Consider the following 22,987-nt stretch of genomic DNA (forward strand, 5'->3'; position numbering starts at 1 on the left):
TGCTGTGCAGGACCAGGAACAGTCCCGACGAGGGCGCTGCCGTCGCGCGGGCCCCGGCCATGCGTGACGTCGTAAAGCCAGGGCCGCCCCAAGGCGATCCCTCTCGTGCAAATCCAGACTGCCTGGCGACGACATATCAACGAAAGTCGACCACCTTCGGAAGATACGTGCCCCACCCAACGCGTTGGCGACAGGATGAGCACACAACTGACATCCGCGCCCTCGGAGGACACATTGACTCGCTGGTCATACGCGCTCTTACCAGCAACCGGCTGGTTGCGGGCTCCGTAGAGCTCGTCCGCGCATCGCTGGGAGAAGCCGACACCTCACGTAGGTGAGCTGTGCCCTTTTTCCGCAAGCGAGCCAATAAGTCAATGGAGGAACGGTGTCGACCCACTCGACCCATCAGGCGTGCCACCACCCGGCGCGTGACATCACCATCGTCGCCCTCGTGTCCGGTGTGGTCTCGCTCGGCACTGCGGTCACGACGATGGCGTTCGACGTCAGCGCGTTGGCGACCCTCACGGGCAGCGGTGGTGCGTTCATCGCCGCCATCAGTGCGGGGATGAACGTGCTCAACCACGTGAAGCGCGACGTGTAGCACATTCGGGGGCGGCCTGTCAGAAGCGGGCCGCCCCCTGTCTGCATTGACGCATCGGTTGACGGTCACCGGAGCGCACTGCTGGAATCACTCTCCGTCCAGGCAACAGGGTGGGAAGTGGAGTCACATGGCGGCCCTCGACAACGTGAAGCTGAAGGACGTACTGGCGGATGTCGCCTCGGGTTCCTTACAACTGCCCGACTTCCAGCGGAACTGGAAGTGGGACGACGACCGGATCCGGGCGATCATCGCGACGGTCACGCTGGACTACCCGCTCGGCGTCGTGATGACGCTGCAGACCGGCGGCGCCACCCGGTTCCGTTCGCGGACCCTCACCGGTGCACAGCCGGACGGAGATCCGGAGGCCGATCTCCTGCTGCTGGATGGACAGCAGCGCCTCACCTCCCTCTTCCAGGCTCTGTGGCTGGACGCCCCGGTGGAGACGGCAGACGCCCGGGGCAAGCCCATCCAGCGGTGGTACTACGTCGACATCGCGAAGGCCGTCGGGCCGTCCGCGGACCGCGACGAGGCCATCGTGTCCGTCCCGGCCGACAAGGTGCTCCGGACGGACTTCAACCGCACCGTGGTGCTGGACCTGAGCACCACCGAGGACGAGTGCGCGGCCGGCCTCTTCCCTCTCCATTTCGTCTTCGACGCCCAGCGCGTCAACGAGTGGAAGAAGGCGTACATCAAGGCGGACGAGGACCGGAACTGGGACCTGTGGGGCCAGTTCGACGAGGCGGTCCTCCAGCAGGTCCGCGCCTTCCAGGTCCCGATGATCCGGCTGGCCGCCTCCACCTCCATGGACGCCGTCTGCGCGGTGTTCGAGCGGGTCAACACGGGCGGCGTGCCGCTGAACGTCTTCGAACTGCTCACCGCCACGTACGCCGGGGACCGCGACTACGTGGAGCGGACCGGGGACTACTACCAGCTTCCGGTGGTGTGGCGGGAGATCAAGCAGGCCCTGGCGAGCAAGTACCCGGTCTTCGGCCGCATCGAGAGCGGCCTGGAGAACGGGCTGAGCAGCATCGACTTCCTGCAGGCCATCGCGCTGGTGCGCACCTGGGAGCGAAAGCAGGAGGGCGTCGGGACCACGGTTTCCTGCAAGCGCCGCGACCTGCTGGACCTCCCCCTCGACGATTTCGTCCGCCTGGCGCCCAAGCTCGCCGACGCCTTCGCGTGGGTGGGCGACTTCCTGGAACGGCAGTGCATCGTCCGCCCGGCCGACCTGCCGTACAAGACGCAGCTCGTCCCGCTCGCGGCCGTCCGCGCCATCCTCGACACGGCGACCGACGGTCTGGGAGCGGAGGAGAAGATCGAGCAGTGGTACTGGTGCGGGGTGCTCGGTGAGATGTACGGCGGCTCCACGGAGACACGCTTCACCAAGGACGTCGAACAGCTCGTCCCCTGGATCGCGCAGGGCGAGAAGGCGCCCGAGACGGTCACGGAGGCGTTCTTCTTCGCCGACCGCCTCGACAGCCTCACCACCCGCAACAGCGCGGCCTACAAGGGGATCTACGCCCTGCTGATCAAGCAGGGGGCGGTGGACTGGCACCACACGGACGCCCCTCTCAGTCCCGGCCGGCTGGACGAGTACGGCGTGGACATCCGGCAGATCTTCCCCAAGACGTGGTTCCGGCGGGGCAACAGCAACGGTCTGCCCACGAGTTCGATCGTGAACAAGACCCCCTTGTCCTACCGTGCCGCGATGGACATGACGGGGGCTCCGTCGTCGTACCTGTCCACGATGATCGCCGCGTCCGACATGCGTCCCGAGTGGTTCGACGACGTCCTGTCCACCCACCTGATCGATCCGGACGCGTTGCGTGAGAACGACTACGAGCGCTTCTACCGCGACCGCTCCAAGCAGTTGCAGGACCTGGTGCACTCCGCCATGGGCAAGAAGACGATGCTCCGCGACCTGCCGGAGGCGGACCTCCGATGACGACCAGGTCTCACGAGCGGGACGTCGCCTCGCTCAAGGGCAGTTCCGTGTCCGTGCAGGAGATCCTCGACCTGTTCCAGGTCAGGGTCCGCGACCACCGGGCGGTGCACCGCATCTCGCAGGCCCTGACGGACGCCGGGCTGACCACGCTGCCGGACTTCGCCGTCTGCGGTCTGCGCAGCACCGTCGACGTCGTGCCGCTGGCGGCCGTTCCCGCGCAGCGCACGCCGGCCGATGCGGACAACGAAACCGATGCGACGGACGAGGCCCTGCCCTCGCACGCCCTGCCGCAGCGGCTGCTGCTCGGCGACATCCCGTCGGCGCGGCGCGGCCTGATGTCCGTGGGTCCCGGCACGCCCCTGTCCCAGACGACCTTCCTCATGCGCACCAAGGGTCTCTCCCAGATCCCGGTGACCACCGGCATGGCGCAGGTCCACGGGGTCGTCACCTGGGGGTCCGTGGCCAGGATGTACGAGGCGGGGAAGGCGGCCACCCTCGACAACGCGATGGAGAAGGACTCGTTGCCCGTCGCCGACGCCCGCCAGGAGTTCTTCACCGCCCTCCCCGTCATCCGCGAGCACGGCTACCTGCTCGTCCGCGGCGATGACGGCTGCCTCTCGGGCATCGTCACCGCCGCGGACGTCACGGAACGCTTCGAGGGCGCGGCACGCCCCTTCTTCATCGTGGGCGAGATCGAGTCGCTGCTGCGCCGCTGCCTGGGCGCGGCACTGGACACGGAGACCATCAAGGCGGTCCAGACGAACAAGAAGCCGGAGCACCGCACCGGCCAGGTGTCGGACCTGATGTTCGGCGACTACCTGAGGCTCCTGGACGGCGACCAGACGAAGCAGTCCCTCGCCGAGCGGGCCGACCACAACTGGGAGGCGCTGAAGTGGCCCAACATGCCCCGGGAGCAGTTCATCGGCCTGTTGAAGCGGGTGAAGGACATCCGCAACCGGATCGCCCACTTCGACGAGAAGCCGCTTCCACCGGAGATGATCGACGAGCTGACGACCTTCGCGAAGGTGCTGCGGGCGTTCGCGTCGTGAGGTAGCGGCGCGGGGCTGCTCCTCACTTGGGCCGCGTTCGCCGCCTACGCGGGCGAGATCACCGTCTGACGACGGACCACACTCCGGGTGCCTCCGAGACAAGCTCTGGAGGCACCCGGAACCGTGTCCTCAGCCCGCTCCGAGGGCGAACTGCTCGCGCAGCAGCGCCTCGTGGAGCCGCAGGGTGCGGCCGTCCGGCAGGGTCTCCAGGACCTGTACGCCGTCGTAGTTGAGGAGCTGCCGTAGGACGGCGGCGAAGCCGTCGCCCCGCGTGACGGGCATGCCGGCGCGCTGGGCGAGAGCGGTCACGGGCAGGGTGCCGCCCGCGTCCAGCAGGGCGGCGAGTGCCTTGTGGACCTGCTCCTGCTGCGGCTTGCGGGCCAGGCCACCGAGCTGGGCCTGGTACGTCTCCGAGTCGAGCAGCGCCGCCACCAGTGTCTCGGTCCGGGAGACGACGGCCGGGGTGAGCAGGGCGTCGTCTCCTCCGGTGGTCAGCGCTACGTCGAAGAGTGTGTCGTGGGTCCGGGCGACTTCCGCCTGATCCTTCTTGACCTTCCCGGTCGGCTTCTTGGGAGCGGAGACCGTTCCGGCCGCTGGCCGGGCGGTGGGCTCGCTCGCCAGCGGCGCCCTTCCGGTCTCCTCCGGGGCCCACCAGACCGGCCGCTGGTCCCCCAGCTCCCGCCACCCCTTGGGAGGTTCCGCACCGAACGGCAGGAAGGCGAGCACCGGGATGGTGACCTCGGCGAGGGAGGCCCCGCCGTGGTAGCCGGCCTTGAGGGTGGTGTAGCGGGAGTCGGCGTCCCACAGCGCGACGATGGACGCGCCGGGCTCGGGCCACACCACGCGCGGCCCGGACAGGGCGATCTCGCGTTCCGCGAGCGGGCCGCCGCCGGGCAGGCGGTGGCGGGCGGACGCGGGGTCGGCAGCGGTATCGACCTTCGTGCCGTGCCGGTCGACGACGTGGCCGTGGTCGCTGGTGAGGACGACCGCCATGCCCTGGGTGGCCGCCACCCGCAGCAGGTCGCGCAGGCCGGGCACGTCGTCGACGCGCCAGGCGCCGTCACCGAGCTTCTGCTCCTTGGCGAGCCGGTCGTCGATGGCGTTGAGGACGACGGCGACGTGGGTCCTTGCGTCGCCGAGCGCCTCCGTCAGAGCCGGGCCGAAGGTGTCGCCCGCGGTCTCGGTGCGCAGGTCGTCCTTGTGGAACACGGCGGCCGGAGCCCCGCCCCACAGCTTCAGCGCGGGGAAGAGCCGCTTCTCGTCGGCCTGGGTGCCCTTCGTCAGCGTGCCCGCGAAGAGCGAGGTGCGGGAGACGGCCGTCACCGTGGGCAGGGCGGCGGCCATCGCCCGCCGATGCGGGGCGCCGCCCTCGGGCAACGGGTCGAACTCGGCCCAGGAGCGGCGCAGCTCCTCCCCGAGTTCGTTCGCGATGGCCGCGCTCATGCCGTCGAGCACGAGCAGCAGCACCCGCCGCTCCTCCCCGCGCCGCACGACCGGGCCGACCACGCGGTCGAGGAAGGTCTCGACGGTGAGCATGGAGCCGGGCTGGGTGCCGGCCTGCGTCCAGGTGGCCAGGGAGCGGGCGAAGGACGCGTCGATCTGCCGGCGCCGGTCCCTGACACGGGTGCCGAGGGTGTCGTAGGCGGCCTTGAGGACGGGGTCCGGGTCGCCGCCGGCCTCGATGTGCTCCAGGGCGAGGTCCGCCCAGCCGGTCTCGGCGACGTGCCGCTGTAGGGCGTCGGCGACGGTGGGGGCGTCGGCGGGCGGGTCGGTGACCAGCCAGCGGGCGAGGCGCTGGCCCATGCGGGCGCGTTCGATGCGGGCGGACTCCTCCTGCTCGGCGGCGAGCCGGTGGTCCTCCAGGCGGCGGACGGCGTCCGCCGCCGCGGCCGTGTCGCCCGCCGCGAGGGCCTGGCCGACGGCGGTGAACCGGGCCTCGAGTCCGCCGCGCAGGACGGGGCTCGCCGCCACGGCCTCCTCCGCGCCGAACTGGCGGGCCAGCGCGGACGCCCGATCGAGCACGATGCCGGTGGTGCGGCGTGCCTCGCGGACCTGGTCGGCGTCGGTGCCGCCGGTGCGGTGTCCGGCCGCCAGCAGCGTGGTCACGTACTCCTCGGCGGCCCGCCCGAAGACGGTCACCAGGGCGTCGAGCTGGTCGCCGGTCGCCGGGGGCTGGTCGCCGAAGTAGCGTTCGGCGCGGCCCCGGGCCCGGTAGGTCTCGGGGGCGGGCTCGGCGTGCTGCCACAGCGCCGCGCACACCAGGCCGAAGGCGGCGGCGTCCGCGCCGCGCTCGGCGTCGACCAGGGCGAGCAGGGCACGGCCGGCGAGGCCCGCCTGGTCCTCCTCGCCGAGGAAGGCGGCCAGTCCGGCGCGTTCGGGGCCGCGCAGGGCCAGGAACCGTTCGGGGGCGCCGGGCCGGATCGACCAGTGCAGCAGGGCCTGGGCGTCGAGCCGGTCGTCGCCGGGGCGGCGCGTGCCGCCCTCGGTGTCGTAGCGGCCCAGGCGCAGGCGGCGCTGGGCGAGCGCGGTGAGGGCGTACTGGCGGGACAGCCAGCCGCCGGGCACGGCCGACCAGCCGCCGGGCGGGGTGGCGTCGAGCAGGGCCTCGGCCGCCCAGTTGACGTCCTTGAGCCGGGGGTCTATCTGCCGGGCGCCGAACGCCTCGCGGACGACGTCCCAGCTGTCGACCGTGTCGATGCGCAGTTTGTGGACGCGGGCGAGGATCGCCGGGTCGAGTTCGTTCTGCTCCCGGTCGGTGAGGACGACCAGGACGGCGGGGCCGGGGCGGCGGCCAGCCAGGTGGTCGAGGACGAGCTCGTGGACGGCGAGCGGGGAGGGCGCCACCGCGACGCCGGCCGTGCGGCCCTCGCCCCAGACGGGTTCGGCGGGGCCGTCCCACTGCGGCGCGGACCGCAGCAACACGACCCGGCGCCGCCCCCGCTCCTCCCCCGTCAGGGAGGCGGCGAGGTGGGTCTGGGAGGACAGGTACTGGGTGACGGTCGCGGTGTTCAGCCGGACCGCACCCGGTGCGGCGGTGACGGTGTCCGTCATTCGATGACCTGCCAGGTGATCTCGATGGTCGCGTTCGGGTGGCGGGCGGCCAGTTCGGCCAGCTCCGCCTGGAGGTCGGCGGCAGCCCGGGACACGGTCGTGCTGCGGCGTCCGGACTTCCGCGCCGTACCGCCACCGCTCGCCGAGGAGGGCGTCTCCTGTGACGGGGTGTAGGGGATGCGCGGGTCGCTGGTCGGCGTGTCCAGGGACTGGCCGTCGGCCGTGGGGGGCTGGGGCGCGACCGGCACGGGCGGCGGCGTGGCGGCGGCCTGGGTGCGCTTGATCAGGGCGACGACCTCGCGCTGGGTGCGGGCGAGGGCGTCGCGCAGGTCAGCGGTGCGCTGGTCGTCGCGGGCCACGTTGCGCAGCGAGTCGAGCAGCGCCTCGCCCTCGGGGCCGAGCCCGGCGGCGAGCTCCAGGGTGCTCCAGGGGGCGGAGGCGACGGCCTCCGCGACCGCGCGGGCCTTCTTGATGGAGGTGCCGTACCGGTCGGCGCTGGTCTCGCCCAGGTCGAAGGAGGCGAGGGCCTCCACGGTCTTCTTCGCCCCGGCCGCGCCCTTGCCGGCCTCCGCCGTGAGGGCGTCCAGCAGTTCCAGGGAGCGGCGGGCGAGGGCGAGTCGTCCGGTGTCGGCGGTCTGGTCGAGGCCGAGGAAGGAGGCGTGGGCCTCCAACTGGTGCACCAGGTCGGCCGCGTGGTCCCGATGGGCACGGGCGGCCTCGATGATCTGGCGGGCGAACTGGTTGACCATCCGCCCGCGCCGCAGCGCGGGCGGCTTCGCGCCGAAGATCGTCTCGAAGCGCTGCCGTGCGGTGTCCCAGTCGGACTCGGCGGGCAGCGGCTGACTGCGCAGCGCGTCGTGGTCCTTGATCGCGGACAGTTCGGGCGCGGGGTCGAGGACGGTGCCGCCGCGCACCCACACCCGGTCGTCCATCTCGGCGAAGGCGGCGACGACGAGCCGGGCGAGGAAGTCGGGCAGGCCCCGCGGGTCGGGCTTGTCGGTCCAGTCGGTGAGCGTGATCAGGGACAGGTCACCGGTGACCCCCTGGGAGCGGGCGAGCTGCCGGAAGTGGTCGGCCCAGTAGCGGGACAGCTCGAAGTACGCCTCCTTCTGCTGCCCGAGGCGCAGCGGCCCGGCGATCCGCTGCATGAGCTTGCGGTCGGCGGCCGGAACCTCCACCCGCCCGTCGCGGGCCTCGGCGGCGGCCCGGACGTGGGTGAACACCTTCTTGGTGTCGGCGGGCTTGACGGCGGTGCCGGTGGCGTCGGGGTCGAGGTCGGGGTGGGCCGGGTACTGGTGGGCGAGCAGCTTGCCCGCGACGTGCCGGATGCCGTCGTGCAGGCTCTGCCCGAAGGACAGGGTGAGGCCGTCGACGTCGGGCAGTGCGACGAGGTGGTCGTCGAAGTCGGGCACGACGTCGGCGGCCTGCTTCTGGGCGAGGCCGTACGCCTGCTTGAAGGCGCCCTTGACCTGCTTGAGCAGAGCCTCGCGCTGGGTCTCCAGGAGGCCCTTGGCGCGGCTGCGGTTGTCGGCGTTGAGGTGGCCGGCGTACTGGGTGTCGAAGCGGTGCTCGTCGGCGAGGGCCTTGTCGATGACGACGAGGCGCCGGAAGTCGGCGAAGCGCTGCGCGGACAGGTGCGCGGGCAGCCAGGCGACGGTGCGGGACCGTTCGCCCTGCTGGCGTTCGCGCAGCCGCTGGATGCGGTTGACGTCCTCGACCGGGCCCCACTCGCCCTCGTCGAAGGGGAGGTCTATGGCGATGCGCCAGCGGCCCTCCTCCTGCGGCATCAGGTCGTGGTCGGGCAGCTCGTCCTCGTCGGCGACGTTCCCGAAGACGATCTCGGCGGTGCGGGCGGTGCCGCGCCAGGTGAAGCTGAGCTGGTCGCTCAACTGACCGTGCTCGACGCCCAGTTCTTCGGAGAGGAGCCGGCGGGCGAGGGCGACGCGGTTGCCGGGGTTGTCGTTGACCTGGGCGTTGGCGATGACGGAGTCCACGTCGACGCCGGAGAGTTCGAGGCGGACGCCGGGGTTGGCGTCGGTGCCGGTCTCCTTGATCTCGGGGAACCGGGCCGCCCATTCGGCGACCTTGTTCTTGATGATGCCGACCTCGGCGCCCGGGATGGGGGCGAGGACCGACCCGTGGTTGAGCGCGCCGAGCCGCCGGACGGTCAGCTCGGACAGCGCGGGCACGCTGGGCGCGAGCGCGGACAGCAGCAGCGTGCACACGAGCCTGTTGTCGCCGACGAACATCTTGCAGCCGCCCAGCCGTTTCGGGTCGGTGAGGGACTCGGGCCGGTTGCGGTACTGCTCGACGTCGTCCTCGGTGATGTCGTAGGAGCTGAGCAGGTAGGGCCGCAGCTTGGTCTTGTAGAGCTTGTCGGCGGCCTCGAAGACGACCTTCAGGCTGTCGGTGAACGGCTTGTCGCCGCCCGCCGTGATCACCGGGTAGAGGTCGCCGACGGGGACGAGCTGCCCGAGGCGGATCTCGTCGCGGTGGTCGGCGAGGAGCTGGCCCATCAGCTTCAGACCGGTGCGGGAGCGCTGCAGCGCCGACGAGATGTGGACGAGGGTGTCCATGAACGCCGGCGAGAACGGGTACGTCAGCCGGAACGACTCCGCGTCCGCACCGGTGGTGCCCTTCTCCGAGCCGAGCAGGGTGTCCCAGACCTGCGGGCCGACCCGCTTGGTCTGCTCGAAGGCCGCGGCGACCTGCTGGGCCGCCTCGTCGTCCTTGGGCTTGAGGAGGCGGGCGTGGGCGATCTGCGGGAGGTTGCGGTCCTCCAGGGTGATCTTGTCGAACCGGCCGGAGGCCAGGTTCAGGGTGTCCTGGATGGACGACTCGGCCGCGCCGGACACCTCCTCGCCGACCAGCTCGCGCAGGTCGCGCTGGCGGGCGATGAACGACACGACGGGGATGGCGCGGCGGGCGTCGCCGCCCTCCACGAAGTTCGTGATCTTACTGGCCTCGCGCGCCACGAACTTCTGGTCGTGGATGAGGGTGGCCAGCCACAGGATCAGCTCGTCCATGAACAGGATCAGGCCGTCGTAGCCGAGCGACTTGGCGTGCTCGGCGATGACGGACAGACCGGCGTCCAGGGAGATGAAGCCGTGCTCGTCCTCGGCGGCGTTCTTGGTGAAGCCGGGGAGGAGGTTGGTGCCGGCGTCGTTGACGAGCTTGGCCCGCAGCTCGGCCGGGGTGGAGGGGTTGGTGAGGTTGAGCGGGACGCCCGCCTCGTGGTTCTCCTCGGCGGCGAGCGCGGTGTCCAGGAGCTGCGGGGTCCAGGCGAAGCCCTCGCCCCACTCGTCCTCGTCATCGTCGTCCACGCCGGTGCCCAGGCCGCGGATGACGGCCTCGTCGCCCATGTTGGCGCGCATGGCGCGGATGTCGGCGAAGAGGGAGTCGGTCCGGTACACCTGCGGGGTCGGGGCCTCCGGGTGCAGCTTCTTGACGTGGTGCACGTACCCGCCGAGCACCCGCTGCTCCAGGGCCTTCGCGCCGAGCATGTGGTACGGCACGAGCAGGAACTTCTTGCCGTCCGTGCTCAGCCACTCGTGCTTGGTCAGCACCGGGTCGAACTCGGTACGGGCGCGGGCGGCCTGGTTGCCGCTGAGCAGTGCGTACAGCACGGCCATGAAGTGCGACTTACCGGAACCGAACGAGCCGTGGAGGTACGCGGCCTTGGAGCGGTGCCCGTCCAGCGCGGACTTGATGAGGTCCAGCGCCTCGTCGAAGTTCTCCAGCAGCCGCTCGGTGACGACGTAGTCCTTGAGCGCGTGCTGGGCGCCCTCGTCTGTCGTCGCCTCGGCGAGGGACAGCACGAAGTCCGAGGTGGAGATGGACTCCTTGATGTCGATGACATCGCGGAGGAGGGGCGGCTGGGCCATTGCGGGTTCTCGCTCTCCCTGACGGTGGTCGGTGCTGTTGCTCGTACACGGTGTGGTGCGGGGTCCGCCGCCCAGGCCCGGGGCCGGTCCGAGGGGCGGGGCGGGCTCAGAGGTACGGATGGCCGGTGCGGCGGACCGGCTGTCCTGGCCGGTGGCGAGGACGGATCCGGTCATGCGGTGACCGGACGGGAACGACGCTCACGGCGTCGGCCGATTCAGGTCGGACAGGTTCGCGGCGTCTGCACTCTTCGTCCCCCTCGTACTGAACGTCACCCGTACGGCCTGCGCATAGCACCCTACATCGGTACTCCCGTCGACCCCGTGCCGTATACCCTCGCGCACCGCCCGTGCCGGCCGCTCCGGTCCCGCCGTGAGCGCTACGGCCGCCGTCGCCCCGACCGGTAGGCGTCCAGCAGGTGCCGGCTCGCGACCGTGAAGGGGTGTTCGGGGCCCAGGCCGCGTTCCCTCCGCTCGACGACGTCGGTCATCAGCGCGCTCCCCTCCTCCATGTGTCCGAGCGCGGCACGGGTCCGGGAGAGGAGTTGCCGGGCGGGGTCCGCGGCGTTTCGGGCGGTCTCCCAGGCGGAGAGGTAGTCACCGGTCCGGTGCAGGGCGATGGACAGCCGCGTCGCAACGGCCAGGGCGTCGGCGGCGGACGGCCCGCCGATGCGCCTCAGCAGGGCAAGCGCGTGAGGTACCAGCAGGCGCAGTCGGGGATCGTGCGGACCGGCGTCGGGTACACCGGGCACGGCCGCGTCGAGCAGTCGGACGGCTGTCGTGTCGAGGGCGGGCACCAGGTCCGCGGGGGTCGCCGCCGAGACGCTGTCGAGCAGGACAGGATGGAAATGCGGCGGGAGCCAACCGCTGTACGGACAGCTCACTGATCCGGGAAACGAACGCCGGGTTCAATGCGCTGTATGAGCGTGGCGAGGGGTTCTACGATTTCTTCGACCGGGAGATCGTTCCCCTGGCCCCGCCGCGGGTGTCCGGTGCGCCGACGGATTTTCGCGGGTCGCGGTGATCAACGAGGCGAGGTAAAGGGCCAGCCCGCGTGCCGACAGATCACCGCCCCCCTGCGGCGATGAAGAGAACGCCCGCCGCATCGGCCACCCCTTCGGCAATCAGGAGGGCACCCGCGGCGTCAAGACTGGGGTTCCTCCAGCTTGACGGCAGTGGTGTCCGCGCCGTGCTGTTCAGCGTGTGCTGTGTCGAAATTTTCGTGGTCTTCCACGACTTCGCCGTCCACGACGTCCCCCTCCATCACCCGGCGCGACGGATCCGCCAGTGGCAGGCCGGCGAGGTGCTTCTTGAGCCTCTTGGCCATCGGAAGGTAGGTCGCGAAGGTGAACCCGCCGGAAACAGCAGCCCCTACGAGAGGGATGGCCTTCGAGACGGCCTTCGCGAACGACTCCTTCGTCATCTTGACGCCGATGTAGGCCGCGACCTTCTTCACTATGGGATAGACGACGCCCTTGGTGAGCGCCTTCTGAGGCAGCTTCTTGGCGACCTGCTCCGACATCATCCCCGCGACCTTCCCCACGGCGGCGTTCGCCGACTGGGTGCCGAACATCACGCCGAAGAACAGCGTGAGCACCCCCATGGTGGCGTCATCGACGTCATCGCCCTCGTCGGAGAACAGATCGGGCCAGCTGTAGAGATAGGCGAGCTTCTGCGCGATGCGCAGCATGTGGCCGACGTACTGGGCCACGTCGGCGGGCACCGTGGCGGGAAGGGCGAGGATGCCGGGTATCCCGGCGGCGGCGGAGAGAGCGCTGACTTTGGCGGTTTCGTAGCGGATGGAGTCGTTGGCGGCCTTGTCGAGGACCTTGACAGTGATGCCCGCCGCAGCGGGAGTCTCTTCTATCGCTCGTCGGATCTCATCCTCGGAGCAGTGGCGAGCCAGCGCACTTCGAAGGTACGCCTCCCTGTGGATACGCACACCCGGAAGCTTCGCCGCCGCCAACAGCACCGCGAAGAAACGCGACTCGGGATTCTCGACCTCTTTACCCTGCTTCATGGCAGGAACTTACAGTAGCTCCGCGCTCCAAGGGCCAGCATGTATCAGCTCCGTTGAGACCTTGTTATGTGAGTGACGGTGGCGTGAGGGCGGGCTCCCTTCACGATGTCGATCGTCACCCGGGAAGGCGACCGCCGTCGCGAACCAAGCGCGCCCGGGGCGGACGTTGACGGCCGCGCCAAGCTGCGCCGGCGCGGGCATCCGGCGAGCAAGGTGCCTGGGCCGCTGAAGGTGTTCCGGGAGCGGACATGCGCAGGGCCCTCGGCAAGCACATGCCCGCCGGAGGGCCCTACGATCGACGCCACCTCTGTCAGCGTGCCGCGAACTCTACGAAGGCGGCCCAGGCCGTGGGTTCCACGGCGAATGCGGCACGGGTCGTGCCCTTGGAGTCGCGGACGTGGACCCTGGCGGGGGTGGTGGCTACTTCTACGCACTGGCCGCCATCACCGGCGCTGTGACTGCTCTTGAACCACGCCAGGCCATCGGAGCCCGACCCAACCCTTTCCCCGCTCATCTCTCTCCCAGCAGCTTCTCGATCAACGCCAGCGATTCTGTCGGAGTATGGGCCTGCGCGCGAAGAATCCCGTACGTACGCTCAAGTGCTCGCACCTTCACACGCTCCGTGTGGACACGGCTGTCGCTTTGTACCTCCGTGTACGCGATCCTGCGCCCATCCTTGGTCTCCATCAAGGTAAACGGGCCAGCCAGTCCCGCATGTTCCCGACGGGACAACGGCATCACCTGAATCACCACGTTGCGCCTCTCTGCGATCAGCATGAGGTGCTCCAACTGGCCTCGCCAGACAGCTTCCCCGCCGAGCGGCCGGAGCAGGACAGCTTCCTCGATCACGAAGCTCAGATGCGGCGCGGGGCGTCGGCCGAAGATCTCTTGTCGTGCCAGTCGTGCGGCCACCCGTTGCTCGATGAGCCCTTCGTCCAGCAACGGCTGCCACATGGCGAACACCGCTCGTGCGTACTCCTCCGTCTGCAACAGGCCGTTGACCAACTGGGTGTCGTACACATGAAGCTCAACCGCCTCGGCCTCCAACTTGGCCGCGTCCCGGAAGAACGCCGGATACTGAGCCCGAGCCACCTCCTCCTTGCTCGCGCTCAACACCCCACCTGCCCCGAGCGCTTCGTCCGCCTGGTCGATGAACCTCGGCGGCGGAATACGTCTGCCCTGCTCAAACGACGCGATCGTCGAGGCCGAGTATCCGGTCAACGACCCGAACCTCGCACGGTCCATTCCCGCCCGCTCCCGGCACAGCTTCAACTGCCGTCCGAACAAGCACAGAATGCCCGTCCCCACCTCGTATTCCGGCTGCTGAACCTCGTCGTTCACGCCGTAGCTCCTCCCGTGCGCCCCTCGCAGTCACCAGGCTCCGCTCGCCCAACGTGCGGCCCGGGAACCGGTCACGCCCCGCGTCACGGACAAGCGCACCACCTGCACGTACAGCCCGCACCCGTCAGCGCGTCGCTCCTGGTCAACGCTACGCAGAGTCCGCGACCGTTGACCGTATGAAGTCAGCAACTCCCCCGAACGGGCACACGCCACAGCGCTCCGCATCCGAACGCGAGTTCACCATGCGCTTCACCTCGACGCCGCGCGGCGTCCGCCTCGCCCGCCGACTCGTCTCGCACCGCCTGAACGACTGGGGCCACCCCTACACGACCCCGGTCAACGAGACACTCACCCTCATCACGGCCGAACTCAGCGCCAACGCCGTACGCCACGGTCACGTCCCCGGCCGGGATTTCCATGTCCAACTCACCCTGGCCGAGGGCACTTTCCGCATCGAGGTGACCGACACCCGTGCCGAGAAGCAGCCCTCGCCCACTCCCGCGTCCCCGGACCACCTGTCCGAGTCCGGCCGCGGCCTCCACCTCGTCGCCGTCCTTGCGGACGACTGGGGCGTCACCCCTCGCCCGGCCGCCCCCGGCAAGACCGTATGGGCGCAGCTGCGCGTACCGACCGGCGGTCACACACACGCCCACCCGGGGGCCTCTCCCCCGGCAGACTCGGCGTCGGTGCAGGGGCACAACGCCGAGTCGATTCCGGCTACTTCTTCACTGCTGCGCGACGGCCTCGGGTTGCGGCCGGGGGACGCCAGTTGCGGAGGTCGTCGTCGGTGAGTCCGTGCTCACCCTGCATCTGCTGGCGGTAACCGGCGAAGAAGTCCGCCGGGGAGCCGCTGTAGAGCATGTCGAACTCGTTGTGCCACTGGGACAGCCACGGCTGGAGTTCCAGCAGGCCGGCGAGGAACGGGGTGATCTCCTCGGTGGACAGTGCGGTGTTGGTGAAGTACGTCGCCAACGCCTGTGCCTGCTCCTTGTGGTCCCAGCCGGCCCAGCCGTACAGCTCGGGAGTGGCGGCGTTGGTCTGCCCGTAGGAGATGAACCGCTCCTTGGGCACGTCCAGCTTGCCTCGTGCCTTCCAGTAGGAGGGGCGCAGGAAGTCGGCGGAGGTGTACTTGGGCGGTACGGGGATAGAGTCCCGGATTTTCCGCTTGGCTGGCTCGTCCGGCGCGGCGTCCTCCTTTCGCTGGAGGTCCCACACCTCCTCCCAGTCGGTGCGCTTCTTCAGCCCGGAGGGCTTGTAGCGCAGGGCGGAGAGGAATGGCACGTGCTCGTCGGTGATCAGCTCGGCGACGACCTTCGCAAGTTCCTTACGGGGTGCGTAGAGCTGGGCGACGGAGACGAAGTCCTCGTCGCGGGAGAGGGCGTCGGTGAGGCGGGCCAGGGTGAGGATGGCGGGCTGACCGTTCTCGTCGAACCAGAGGTCGCGGTTCTCCATGCGGTCCAGCAGCCAGGAGCGCAGGGCCTTCTCCTGGAGGGCGTCCCAGCCCTCGGTGGCCCAGCGGCGCTTGTACTCGGGGCGCTCGACCATGTTGATGGCGCGGTTGGACTCGATGGCGTCGATGCGCTTCTGGACGATCTCGCGGTAGGAGGCGGGCCAGTGGGCGGGGATCTCCGTGATGGGGGTGGAGTTGTGCCGCTTGAACCACTCGTCGCTGGCCTCGCCGGCGGCGACGCGGCGGGCGAGGACGATCTCGAAGGCGCGCTCGCCGAGGGCAAGTTCGGGGATGTTGGGGTCCTCGGGGTCCTCGGGGTCCTCGGGGTCCTCGGGGTCCTCGGGGTCCTCGGAGACACGGAGGTCTTCGGAGTGCAGGTTGTAGAGGGAGTAGACCTGCCAGTCCAGCTCTTCTTGAAGGGCGATCATGCGGGCGCGGGTGGACTCCCAGCGGGTTTTGGCCTCGCGGAGGACGGTGACGGTCGGGGCCGACTTGGCCGCCGCAGCTGCAGGGCTGGTAGCGGTGAGCTGCTGGGCAAGGGCGTCGAGGGCGGTGGCGACGGCAGTGGGGTACTCGGCAGGAAGAGGGAACTCCTGGAGTTTCGTACCAGTGAACTCATACCTGTCAGACCATGGGTGGACACTGACACGCGCACCCTCATCACCAACCGGGTCTCCCCCCTTGGGATAGCTCACCATGCGAAGCCAGAACCCAGCCGTAGAGCTGTTCAGCAGCCCGAGCAACTGCAGGTGCTCCTCCTCACTCGCCCCCTCCCGCAACTTGATCACCGGCGCGGTCTGCTTGAAGACTTTGCCGCCGCGATCCAATACGAAATGATTATGCGTTGATACAAACGGAAAAGCCAGACCAAACGGGGCGGCGTAACGCTTCGGGAAGAACATACTGTGATCAAACCAGCGCAAACCACGCTCAGCGGGCGTCTGCCCGAAATCCATACGGCGACGAAGGCCAGTTCGGTTTCCCCACAGAAAACGCTGCTCTCGAACATTGAGCTGACGTGCATTTCCCTGCGGATCATAAGGAAAGAAGGTGCAAATCGGCGCGTCGATCCCATAGTCTCGAACGCCGTCTCCGAGCACAACAGGTACACAGGAAGAACCCAGCGAAAGCGTCTGTGCCGCTACCTCGGGTAGGTAGAAGGCGTCATCCATACCGGTGTGTGTAGTCCGCCCGATAGCATCACTGTGAGAACCAAGTACGCGGGTAGACGTTTTCCCCAATTGCTCAACCATCTCAAGACCGCCATCGGCCAAGATCCATGGCTGCTTGCCGAAATAACGACCACGCTCCAGGTCATCCACCGAAACCCACTGGCTCAGCGAGCCTGGCTTGTCGATCTGGTCCATGATGGCCTTCCAGACAAGCCCGTCCTCGGCGTTCTCCGGCGCAGCAGGCTCTCCCTGCACACTGCGTACGGTCCGAATCACCGGCGATCGGCCGCCTCCACCCCTCTGCTTGCCGATGAGGATTACCGTCGGCGTGCCATGCCCGGGGATGTAGGCGCCGGATGTGTCGATGACTTCAGTCAACTCAACCGCATGTCCAAAGAAGCCCTCAATGAGCTTCGTGCCGAACTCACGCTTCATAAATGAGTTAGCAGTGATCTGCCCGACCGCGCCGTATCCCCTACCTTCAGCATCTCCGCGCTTGGCCAATTCGAAGAACCGCTGAGCGAACGGAACCGACAGCGCGTATGCACCCGCGCATGCCGGATAAAGCTCTCGATACAAATCGTTGAGCTTCTTGTCCTTCACGGTGATGTAAGGCGGGTTCCCCACCACTACGTGATACCGCCCCGGCCGCAGGATGTCCGGGTACTCGTGCACGTCCTCCGTGGCGTACTTGAACTCGGCCAACTCGTCCACGAAGTCCTCTTCCACTCCACCAAACAGGTTGCCCTGCTGGGAGCGGCGGGACTTGATCAGCGAGTCTCCTACCGCCAGATTCACCGGCCAGTCGTACTGCGCCGCCCCCGCCAGCGTCCGGACACCACTCACAGCCATAGCCGCGACCAGCAAACGGAACCGAGCAATGGCCACAGCGAACGGGTTGACATCGACCCCGTGCACCGATTTCAGCGCAGCCGCTACCCGCTCATGCACGTCCTTGCCCGGCTGTCCCTCCCCCCACAGCCGCACCAGCCGCCGGAACGCCCCCAGCACAAAGTGCCCCGACCCACACGTAGGGTCGATCATCTTCAGGCCCTCGTACCCGAACTCCCGCACCGCAGGATTCATCGTGCGGTCGAGGATGAACTCCTCCACGAACTCCGGCGTCTGCAACAGCGCGTACGTCTTCCGGGCAGCCTCGCTCAGATCCTGGTACAGGTCGCCCAGGAACCGCGTGTCCCAGCCCTCCGTGCCGTCCTCGTTCAGCGGATCGGTGAAGTCGTGGACCAGGACGCCCGCCTCGTCCCGCTGCCGCCAGAACTCGACCAGCTCGCGCGCACCGTCGTGCGACAGCGGAATCTGGTACAGCGGGTTGTGCCGCTTGTCGAAGAGCAGGCGGCCGGCCTGGCCCTGGCCCAGCTCGTCGAACGCCTTCTCCAGCCAGCCGCGGTAGGTCGGGTTGTCGTCCGACTCCACGTACGCGTCGTACCGCGACTCCGCCAGCTCGCGCCGGTCCCCGTCCGGCCCCGTCAGGTACGGCTCCGGGATTAGCCGGTTGTCCTCGCAGAAGCGGACGAACACCGTGCCCAGCACCCACGCCACCGCGACCTGCGTGACCCGCTCGTCCAGCCACGAGGTCCACGTCGCCGCCGTACGCCCCAGCTTGCGCGCCTGGTCGTACTCGGCCCGCAGCCGCGCGCCGACCTCATCGAGGGCCTTCACCTGCTTACCGAGGTCGGCCTCGACCGCCTTGACCTGCTGCTTCAGGTCGTCCAACAGAGCCTTGCGGTCGATCACTTCGCGTCTCCCTCGACACCACTTGCCACAACCTCGCCGGACCCGCGGTGGGCGTTGCCCACCCACGTGTCCGGAAGCTGGATCCACTCCCCCAGGCCGGCCTGGTACGGCACGGCCACCTGCCCGAGCCGGGGCTCGCGCGAGGGGTCACTCTGCGGGACCAGGAGCCACAGCCCCCGCCCACCCCGCCGGGCCGCCGACGCCAGCCGGTCCAGGACGCCCATCGCGTCGTACCGGGCGAACACCCCGGCCTCCGTCAGCAGGACAGGCCCCGCCCCACCGCCGCCACCGTTGCCCAGCAGCTCGACGATCCGGGGCTCGACCGAGCCCCACGCCGTGCGCGCGTACTCCGCGAACCGCACCGCGCCCTTGGAGCCCGGCTCGGCGGCGTCCGCCTTGAGCAGCGTCTCCCAGGTCGGCTTGGTGCCCGGCGTGACCTGTCCGTGCAAGGCTTCCAGGAACAGCTCGGTCACCGACAGGGCCTGTGCGCCCAGCCGTTCGGCACTCAGTTCCCGCACCGCGTCCCGCACGAGCTGCTGCCGTACGGTCAGCACCCGGTACCCGTCCCGGCGGGCCGAGGCGAGCAGCCGTTCCTCCGCGCGCACCGCGCCGGCGAGCTGCGGGTCGTCCGCGTACCGCGTCACCGTGCCCGTGCGCGTCGACTGCCGCCACGCGCCCGTCGTGAGGTAGCTGGATGCGTCGTCCACCCGCGTCGGCAGGTAGCGCAGGGTGCCCGTGTCCTCGCGCATGCTGAGCGACAGCTCGAAGCCGGCGTCGCGCAGTGCCTTGGTGAGCGGGCCGCCGGTCGGCAGTTCGTGCGTCGTGCCGCCGCGTCCGTCCGGGACGACCAGCTCGGGGAAGCGGGCGCGGACCCGCTCGTGCACGTCCTCGCCGGTCAGACCGGGCTGCCGACCCTCCGGAACGCCCGGGATCCAACGGACGAGGCCGGCCTGGGTGAGGCGCAGTGCCCGGACGAGCGACAGGTCGCGTGGGTAGATTTCCAGGCGCGGAGTGGCGGCGGCGTTCACCGACGCGGCGGCGGCCAGCTCCACCATGCGCCGCTCGTCCCAGTCGACGGCGCCGGGCGGGACCGTCAGGGCGCCCAGTTCGGCCAGGACAGTCGCGGCCGTCGGCAGGGTGTCCAGCCGGGCGAGCCGGTCGGCCGTCTTGCCGAGGCGGGTCGCGTAGTCGAGCAGGCCGGGCGCGGTGGGGGTGTCCGGGGCGTCGTTCTCGCGCACGTCGAGGGCGAGCAGGCCGGCGCCCAGCGACTCGTCGGTCGCCTTGCGGTTGGGCTGGTGCTGGAACTCGGCCTCCTGCGGCACCAGTTGCTCGATCTCGACGACGGCCCGTACGGCCGCCAGGGCCATCGCGCGCCGCTGCTCGCGTCCAGCGAGGTGCGTGCCGCGGCGGACGGCGAGGGCGTCGGCGATCTCCACGGCGGAGGCGACGCGCCCCATGCTCACGAGCAGGTCGATGATCTCGTCGCGCAGTGCCTGGACGGCGGGCTCCGCCTTCCAGCGCCTGCGCTCCTCCTTGAGCATCTGCGGGATGCGGCCGTGGCTGAGGCCGAGCGCGTCGGCGACGTCCTTCTGCTTCGGCCAGACGCCGATGCCGGGCAGGACGCCGTGCTCGTCGGGCAGGCGCAGCAGCAGCCGCACCATCTCCGCCTTGTTGCGGTTGGAGCCGTTGTTGTTGACGGCCGGCACGAAGACGGTGGCGAGGGTGTCGAGGCTGACGGAGCGCAGGGTGCGGGCGGACAGCGCGCCCGCCGACTCGCCCGTCGCGAGCTTGCCGACGAGGGCGGACTCGGCGGCGGTGAGCTGCTCCAGCTCCTCCTTGGCCTCCGCCCGGCCCTTCGGCGTGAGCGGGGAGACGGGGATCTCGCGCAGCCGCTCGCCCCACCCCCTCTGCCGCTGCTGGACCTCGTTGCGGGTCTTGGCGCCGAGGCCGGGGGCGTTGACGAGCTTGCGGCGGCTGTAGTCGAGGAGTTCGCCGACCGTCGTGATGCCCAGGCCGTAGAGGAAGGACTGGGCGGCGGGCGTGAGGCCGGAGACGGTCAGCGGGGTGTCGCGGGTGACCTCGGCGGCGAGCCGGTCGCGCTGCTGCTCGGCGGTCTCCGGCTCGGCGTCCGCGATCCCCGCGGCGACGCCCTCGGCGGGTGCGGTCCCGTCGGTGGGGGCCGCGTGGCGGGTGCGGTGGCTGGAGGGGACGGTCTGCGAGGCGTCGAGGAAGACCTTGCGCCAGGCGTCCCGCATCGGCTTCAGCTCGAGGAACCGCTTGCCCGCGTCGCGGTGCAGGGCCTTCTGGAAGAAGGCGACGAGCCCGTCGCGCACTGCCGGGTCGAAGGCCTCGGCCGCGATGGTCGGGTACGGCCACTCCTTCGGGTCGGTCATGCGCGGCAGGACGCTGCCGTCGCCCCACTTGGGCAGCTCGCCGGAGGCCATCTGGTGCAGGGTGACGGCGACGGCGTACCGCTCGGCGTGCGAGTCGTACGAGCCGCGCGTGATGACGTCGACGAAGGGGTCGAGGTAACCCTCGGTGCCCGCGTCGGTGTTCTTCGCCGGGTAGCCGGCCAGCGAGAAGTCGATGAGGACCAGCTCGCGGGTGCGGTTGGGGCGGATGCGGACGGCGATGTTGTCGGGCTTGATGTCGCGGTGCCAGACGCCCTCGCCCTCGAGGAAGTCGACGGCGCCGAAGAGGTAGTCGCCGTACGCCTCCAACTGGTCGACCTGGAGGCGGCCGTGCTCGCGGAGCTGGCGGGCGACGGTCTCCTCGCGGCGGCGCGGGCGTGCCGCGCCCTCGGCTTCCTGGCCGCCGTCGTCGCGCTCGTCGCCGACGTACTCCAGCGCCAGGACGGTGCGGCCGCCGATCTGCAGCGGCTCGGGCTCGACGAGGCGGATGATGCCGGAGTGGGGGCGCAGGTGGCGCATGGCCTCGGCCTCGCGGACGAGGATCTCGCCGCGGCTGTCGGAGAGGGCGACCTTCAGCACGGCCAGCGGACGCGTCCTGCGGGTCTCCGCCTCCAGGTCGCGCACGAGGAAGGCGCGGCTGGTGGAGCCGGTGCCGAGGCGGCGGCGGACCTCCCACCGGCCGGCGAGCACGTCGCCGGCGACGGCCTCCAGCGGGTCCTTGTCGACGGTCGCTCCGGTCTCCTCCTCGGCGTGCCCGTCGAGGGCCGCGGCGGGGGTGGTGAGGGAGTCCTCGACGACCTCCAGCAGTTCCAGGAACTCGTCGACGCTGGAGAGGCGCTGGCCGGGGCGGTAGGCGGTGGCGGCCTGCACCAGGAAGTCCACGTCCTCGGAGAGCCCGTCCACCAGGGAGCTGGGGCGCAGGCCCTCACCCGCCTCCAGACGGGCCAGCAGCTCGGCCTGGCTGGCGGCCGGGGCCTTGCCGGTGACCAGCAGGTAGGTGAGGACGCCGAGCCCGTACACGTCGAGGTAGACCGGGTCGGGGTTGAGGGCGGTGAGTTCCGGCGCGAGGTAGGCGTCGGCGTCGTCGGACAGGTGCATGGCGGACAGGGCGGTCGGCGCGAACCGGGTCATGCCCTGGCCCTGGGAGGAGTCGCCGCTGCGCTGGGTGGCGATCTGCCAGTCGGAGATCTGCAGCTGCGGAGTGAGCCAGGCGGCCTCTTCCCCGACCGCCTGCCCCTTGCGGCCTCGCGGCCGGGGGACGACGTGGACGGAACGGGCGGCGAGCGCGCGGTGGTGGATGCGGCTGGCGTGCGCGGAGCGCATCGTCTCGGCGAGCTGGCGCACCAGTGCCATCCGGCCGAGGATGTTCAGCTTCTCGCCGTACTGGACCAGGTACTCGTCCAGCTTCAGGGTGTCCGGGTGGTAGTCGAAGACCAGCGCGGGGCCGGCGGCGTGCCCGGAGGGGAAGTACTGCTTGAGCTGGACGACGCCCGGGTGCTTGAACCGGCCCAGCACCGCGGCCTCGCGTCGGGCGGCGTTCTCGACGGACTGGCGCAGGGATGCGTCGGAGCCGCGCTCGCTGAGGTAGATGCGCACGCGCGCGGCCTCGGGCAGGTCGCTGTGGCGTGCGAGGTAGTCCGCCCAGGTGGGCCCGGAGTCGAAGGACTTCCGCTCCAGCTCGTAGGGGCCGACCTTGTACTGCGCGTCGCTCTTGCGGATGCCGATGCTCTTCAGGGCCGCCGCGACCTCGCGCGAGCCGATCGCGGTGATGCGGCGGCGCTCGTCGCGCGGGGGCTGCTTGAGCATCTCGACCAGCTCGTCGACGGTGTAGACGCCGTTCTGGTCGTGGGCGGGCAGCCGCACGCGGAGGCTGTTGTCGGTGAAGCAGACGGCCTCGGCGACCCAGACCCGCCTGGCGCCGGTCTGGGCGAGCAGGCCGGCCAGCTCCTTGGCCTTGCGGTTGACCAGGTGCAGCGGGTTGCCGTGCGTGCGGCGGTAGCCGCCGGGCGTGGTCTGCACCCAGGTGCCGTTCTCGGAGGTGACCGAGCCGTGCCAGTCCTTCAGCTCGATCATGCACAGGCCGCCGGGGGCGACGACCAGCAGGTCGACCTCGCGGACGTGGCCGGTGTTCGCGGTGAAGGTGAAGTTCGACCAGGCACGCCAGGGGTCGGAGTCCGGCAGCTTCTGGCGGATCGCCTCCAGGCCGCGGCGTTCGTGTTCGAACTCTGACTCGGTGACCGTGACCCACCGGCCTTCCCGCATGCCTGTTCCCCGCTCCTCGTGTCCCTCAAGGGCCGCCGTTACCCATGGT

At 70.0% G+C, this 22,987-nt stretch carries 12 protein-coding genes; 4 read left to right on the plus strand and 8 right to left on the minus strand.

Annotated elements, in window-relative coordinates; all coding sequences use genetic code 11:
* Positions 1 to 385 precede the first annotated feature (385 nt).
* The 3 genes from ACIOWN_RS22805 (at position 386) to ACIOWN_RS22815 (ending at position 3,595) form a co-directional block, all read left to right on the plus strand.
* Positions 386 to 601: a hypothetical protein gene (locus ACIOWN_RS22805; protein ID WP_401983209.1), complete on the plus strand. Its 216-nt coding sequence runs from the start codon at positions 386 to 388 to the stop codon at positions 599 to 601.
* Positions 602 to 728: 127 nt separating this feature from the next.
* Positions 729 to 2,546, plus strand: coding sequence for a DUF262 domain-containing protein (locus tag ACIOWN_RS22810; RefSeq protein WP_401983210.1), 1,818 nt, complete (start codon positions 729 to 731; stop codon positions 2,544 to 2,546).
* Complete coding sequence (locus ACIOWN_RS22815) at positions 2,543 to 3,595, plus strand: CBS domain-containing protein (RefSeq protein WP_401983211.1); 1,053 nt, start codon at positions 2,543 to 2,545, stop codon at positions 3,593 to 3,595. The genes ACIOWN_RS22810 and ACIOWN_RS22815 overlap by 4 nt, the downstream gene beginning before the upstream one ends.
* 129 nt (positions 3,596 to 3,724) lie before the next feature.
* Here ACIOWN_RS22815 and pglZ read toward each other — a convergent pair whose 3' ends face one another.
* The 6 genes from pglZ to ACIOWN_RS22845 form a co-directional block, all read right to left on the minus strand.
* A complete protein-coding gene (gene pglZ, locus ACIOWN_RS22820) occupies positions 3,725 to 6,646 on the minus strand; it encodes a BREX-2 system phosphatase PglZ (RefSeq protein ID WP_401983212.1) in 2,922 nt (973 codons plus the stop codon).
* Positions 6,643 to 10,530: a phage resistance protein gene (locus ACIOWN_RS22825; protein ID WP_401983213.1), complete on the minus strand. Its 3,888-nt coding sequence runs from the start codon at positions 10,528 to 10,530 to the stop codon at positions 6,643 to 6,645. Before ACIOWN_RS22825 ends, pglZ begins: the two co-directional genes overlap by 4 nt.
* Before the next feature lie 377 nt (positions 10,531 to 10,907).
* Positions 10,908 to 11,411 (minus strand): hypothetical protein, encoded by a 504-nt coding sequence (locus ACIOWN_RS22830; RefSeq protein WP_401983214.1) that lies wholly within the window; start codon positions 11,409 to 11,411, stop codon positions 10,908 to 10,910.
* Positions 11,412 to 11,671: 260 nt separating this feature from the next.
* Positions 11,672 to 12,547: a hypothetical protein gene (locus ACIOWN_RS22835; protein ID WP_401983215.1), complete on the minus strand. Its 876-nt coding sequence runs from the start codon at positions 12,545 to 12,547 to the stop codon at positions 11,672 to 11,674.
* A gap of 310 nt (positions 12,548 to 12,857) precedes the next feature.
* A complete protein-coding gene (locus tag ACIOWN_RS22840) occupies positions 12,858 to 13,061 on the minus strand; it encodes a DUF397 domain-containing protein (protein ID WP_401983216.1) in 204 nt (67 codons plus the stop codon).
* Positions 13,058 to 13,888, minus strand: a complete 831-nt coding sequence (locus ACIOWN_RS22845; protein ID WP_401983217.1) for a helix-turn-helix domain-containing protein — start codon at positions 13,886 to 13,888, stop codon at positions 13,058 to 13,060. The genes ACIOWN_RS22840 and ACIOWN_RS22845 overlap by 4 nt, the downstream gene beginning before the upstream one ends.
* Positions 13,889 to 14,064: 176 nt before the next feature.
* Here ACIOWN_RS22845 and ACIOWN_RS22850 point away from each other — a divergent pair, with 176 nt between their 5' ends.
* Positions 14,065 to 14,679, plus strand: a complete 615-nt coding sequence (locus tag ACIOWN_RS22850; RefSeq protein ID WP_401983218.1) for an ATP-binding protein — start codon at positions 14,065 to 14,067, stop codon at positions 14,677 to 14,679.
* Here the strand turns inward: ACIOWN_RS22850 and pglX are convergent.
* Both pglX and pglW read right to left on the minus strand, forming a co-directional pair.
* Positions 14,606 to 18,265, minus strand: a complete 3,660-nt coding sequence (gene pglX / locus ACIOWN_RS22855) for a BREX-2 system adenine-specific DNA-methyltransferase PglX (protein WP_401983219.1) — start codon at positions 18,263 to 18,265, stop codon at positions 14,606 to 14,608. The two genes, ACIOWN_RS22850 and pglX, sit on opposite strands and share 74 nt — an antisense overlap.
* On the minus strand, positions 18,262 to 22,938 hold the full coding sequence (gene pglW, locus ACIOWN_RS22860; protein ID WP_401983220.1) for a BREX system serine/threonine kinase PglW: 4,677 nt from the start codon (positions 22,936 to 22,938) through the stop codon (positions 18,262 to 18,264). The genes pglX and pglW overlap by 4 nt, the downstream gene beginning before the upstream one ends.
* Between the last annotated feature and the right edge of the window lie 49 nt (positions 22,939 to 22,987).

Source organism: Streptomyces sp. NPDC087787 (assembly GCF_044743035.1).
Classification (GTDB): domain Bacteria; phylum Actinomycetota; class Actinomycetes; order Streptomycetales; family Streptomycetaceae; genus Streptomyces.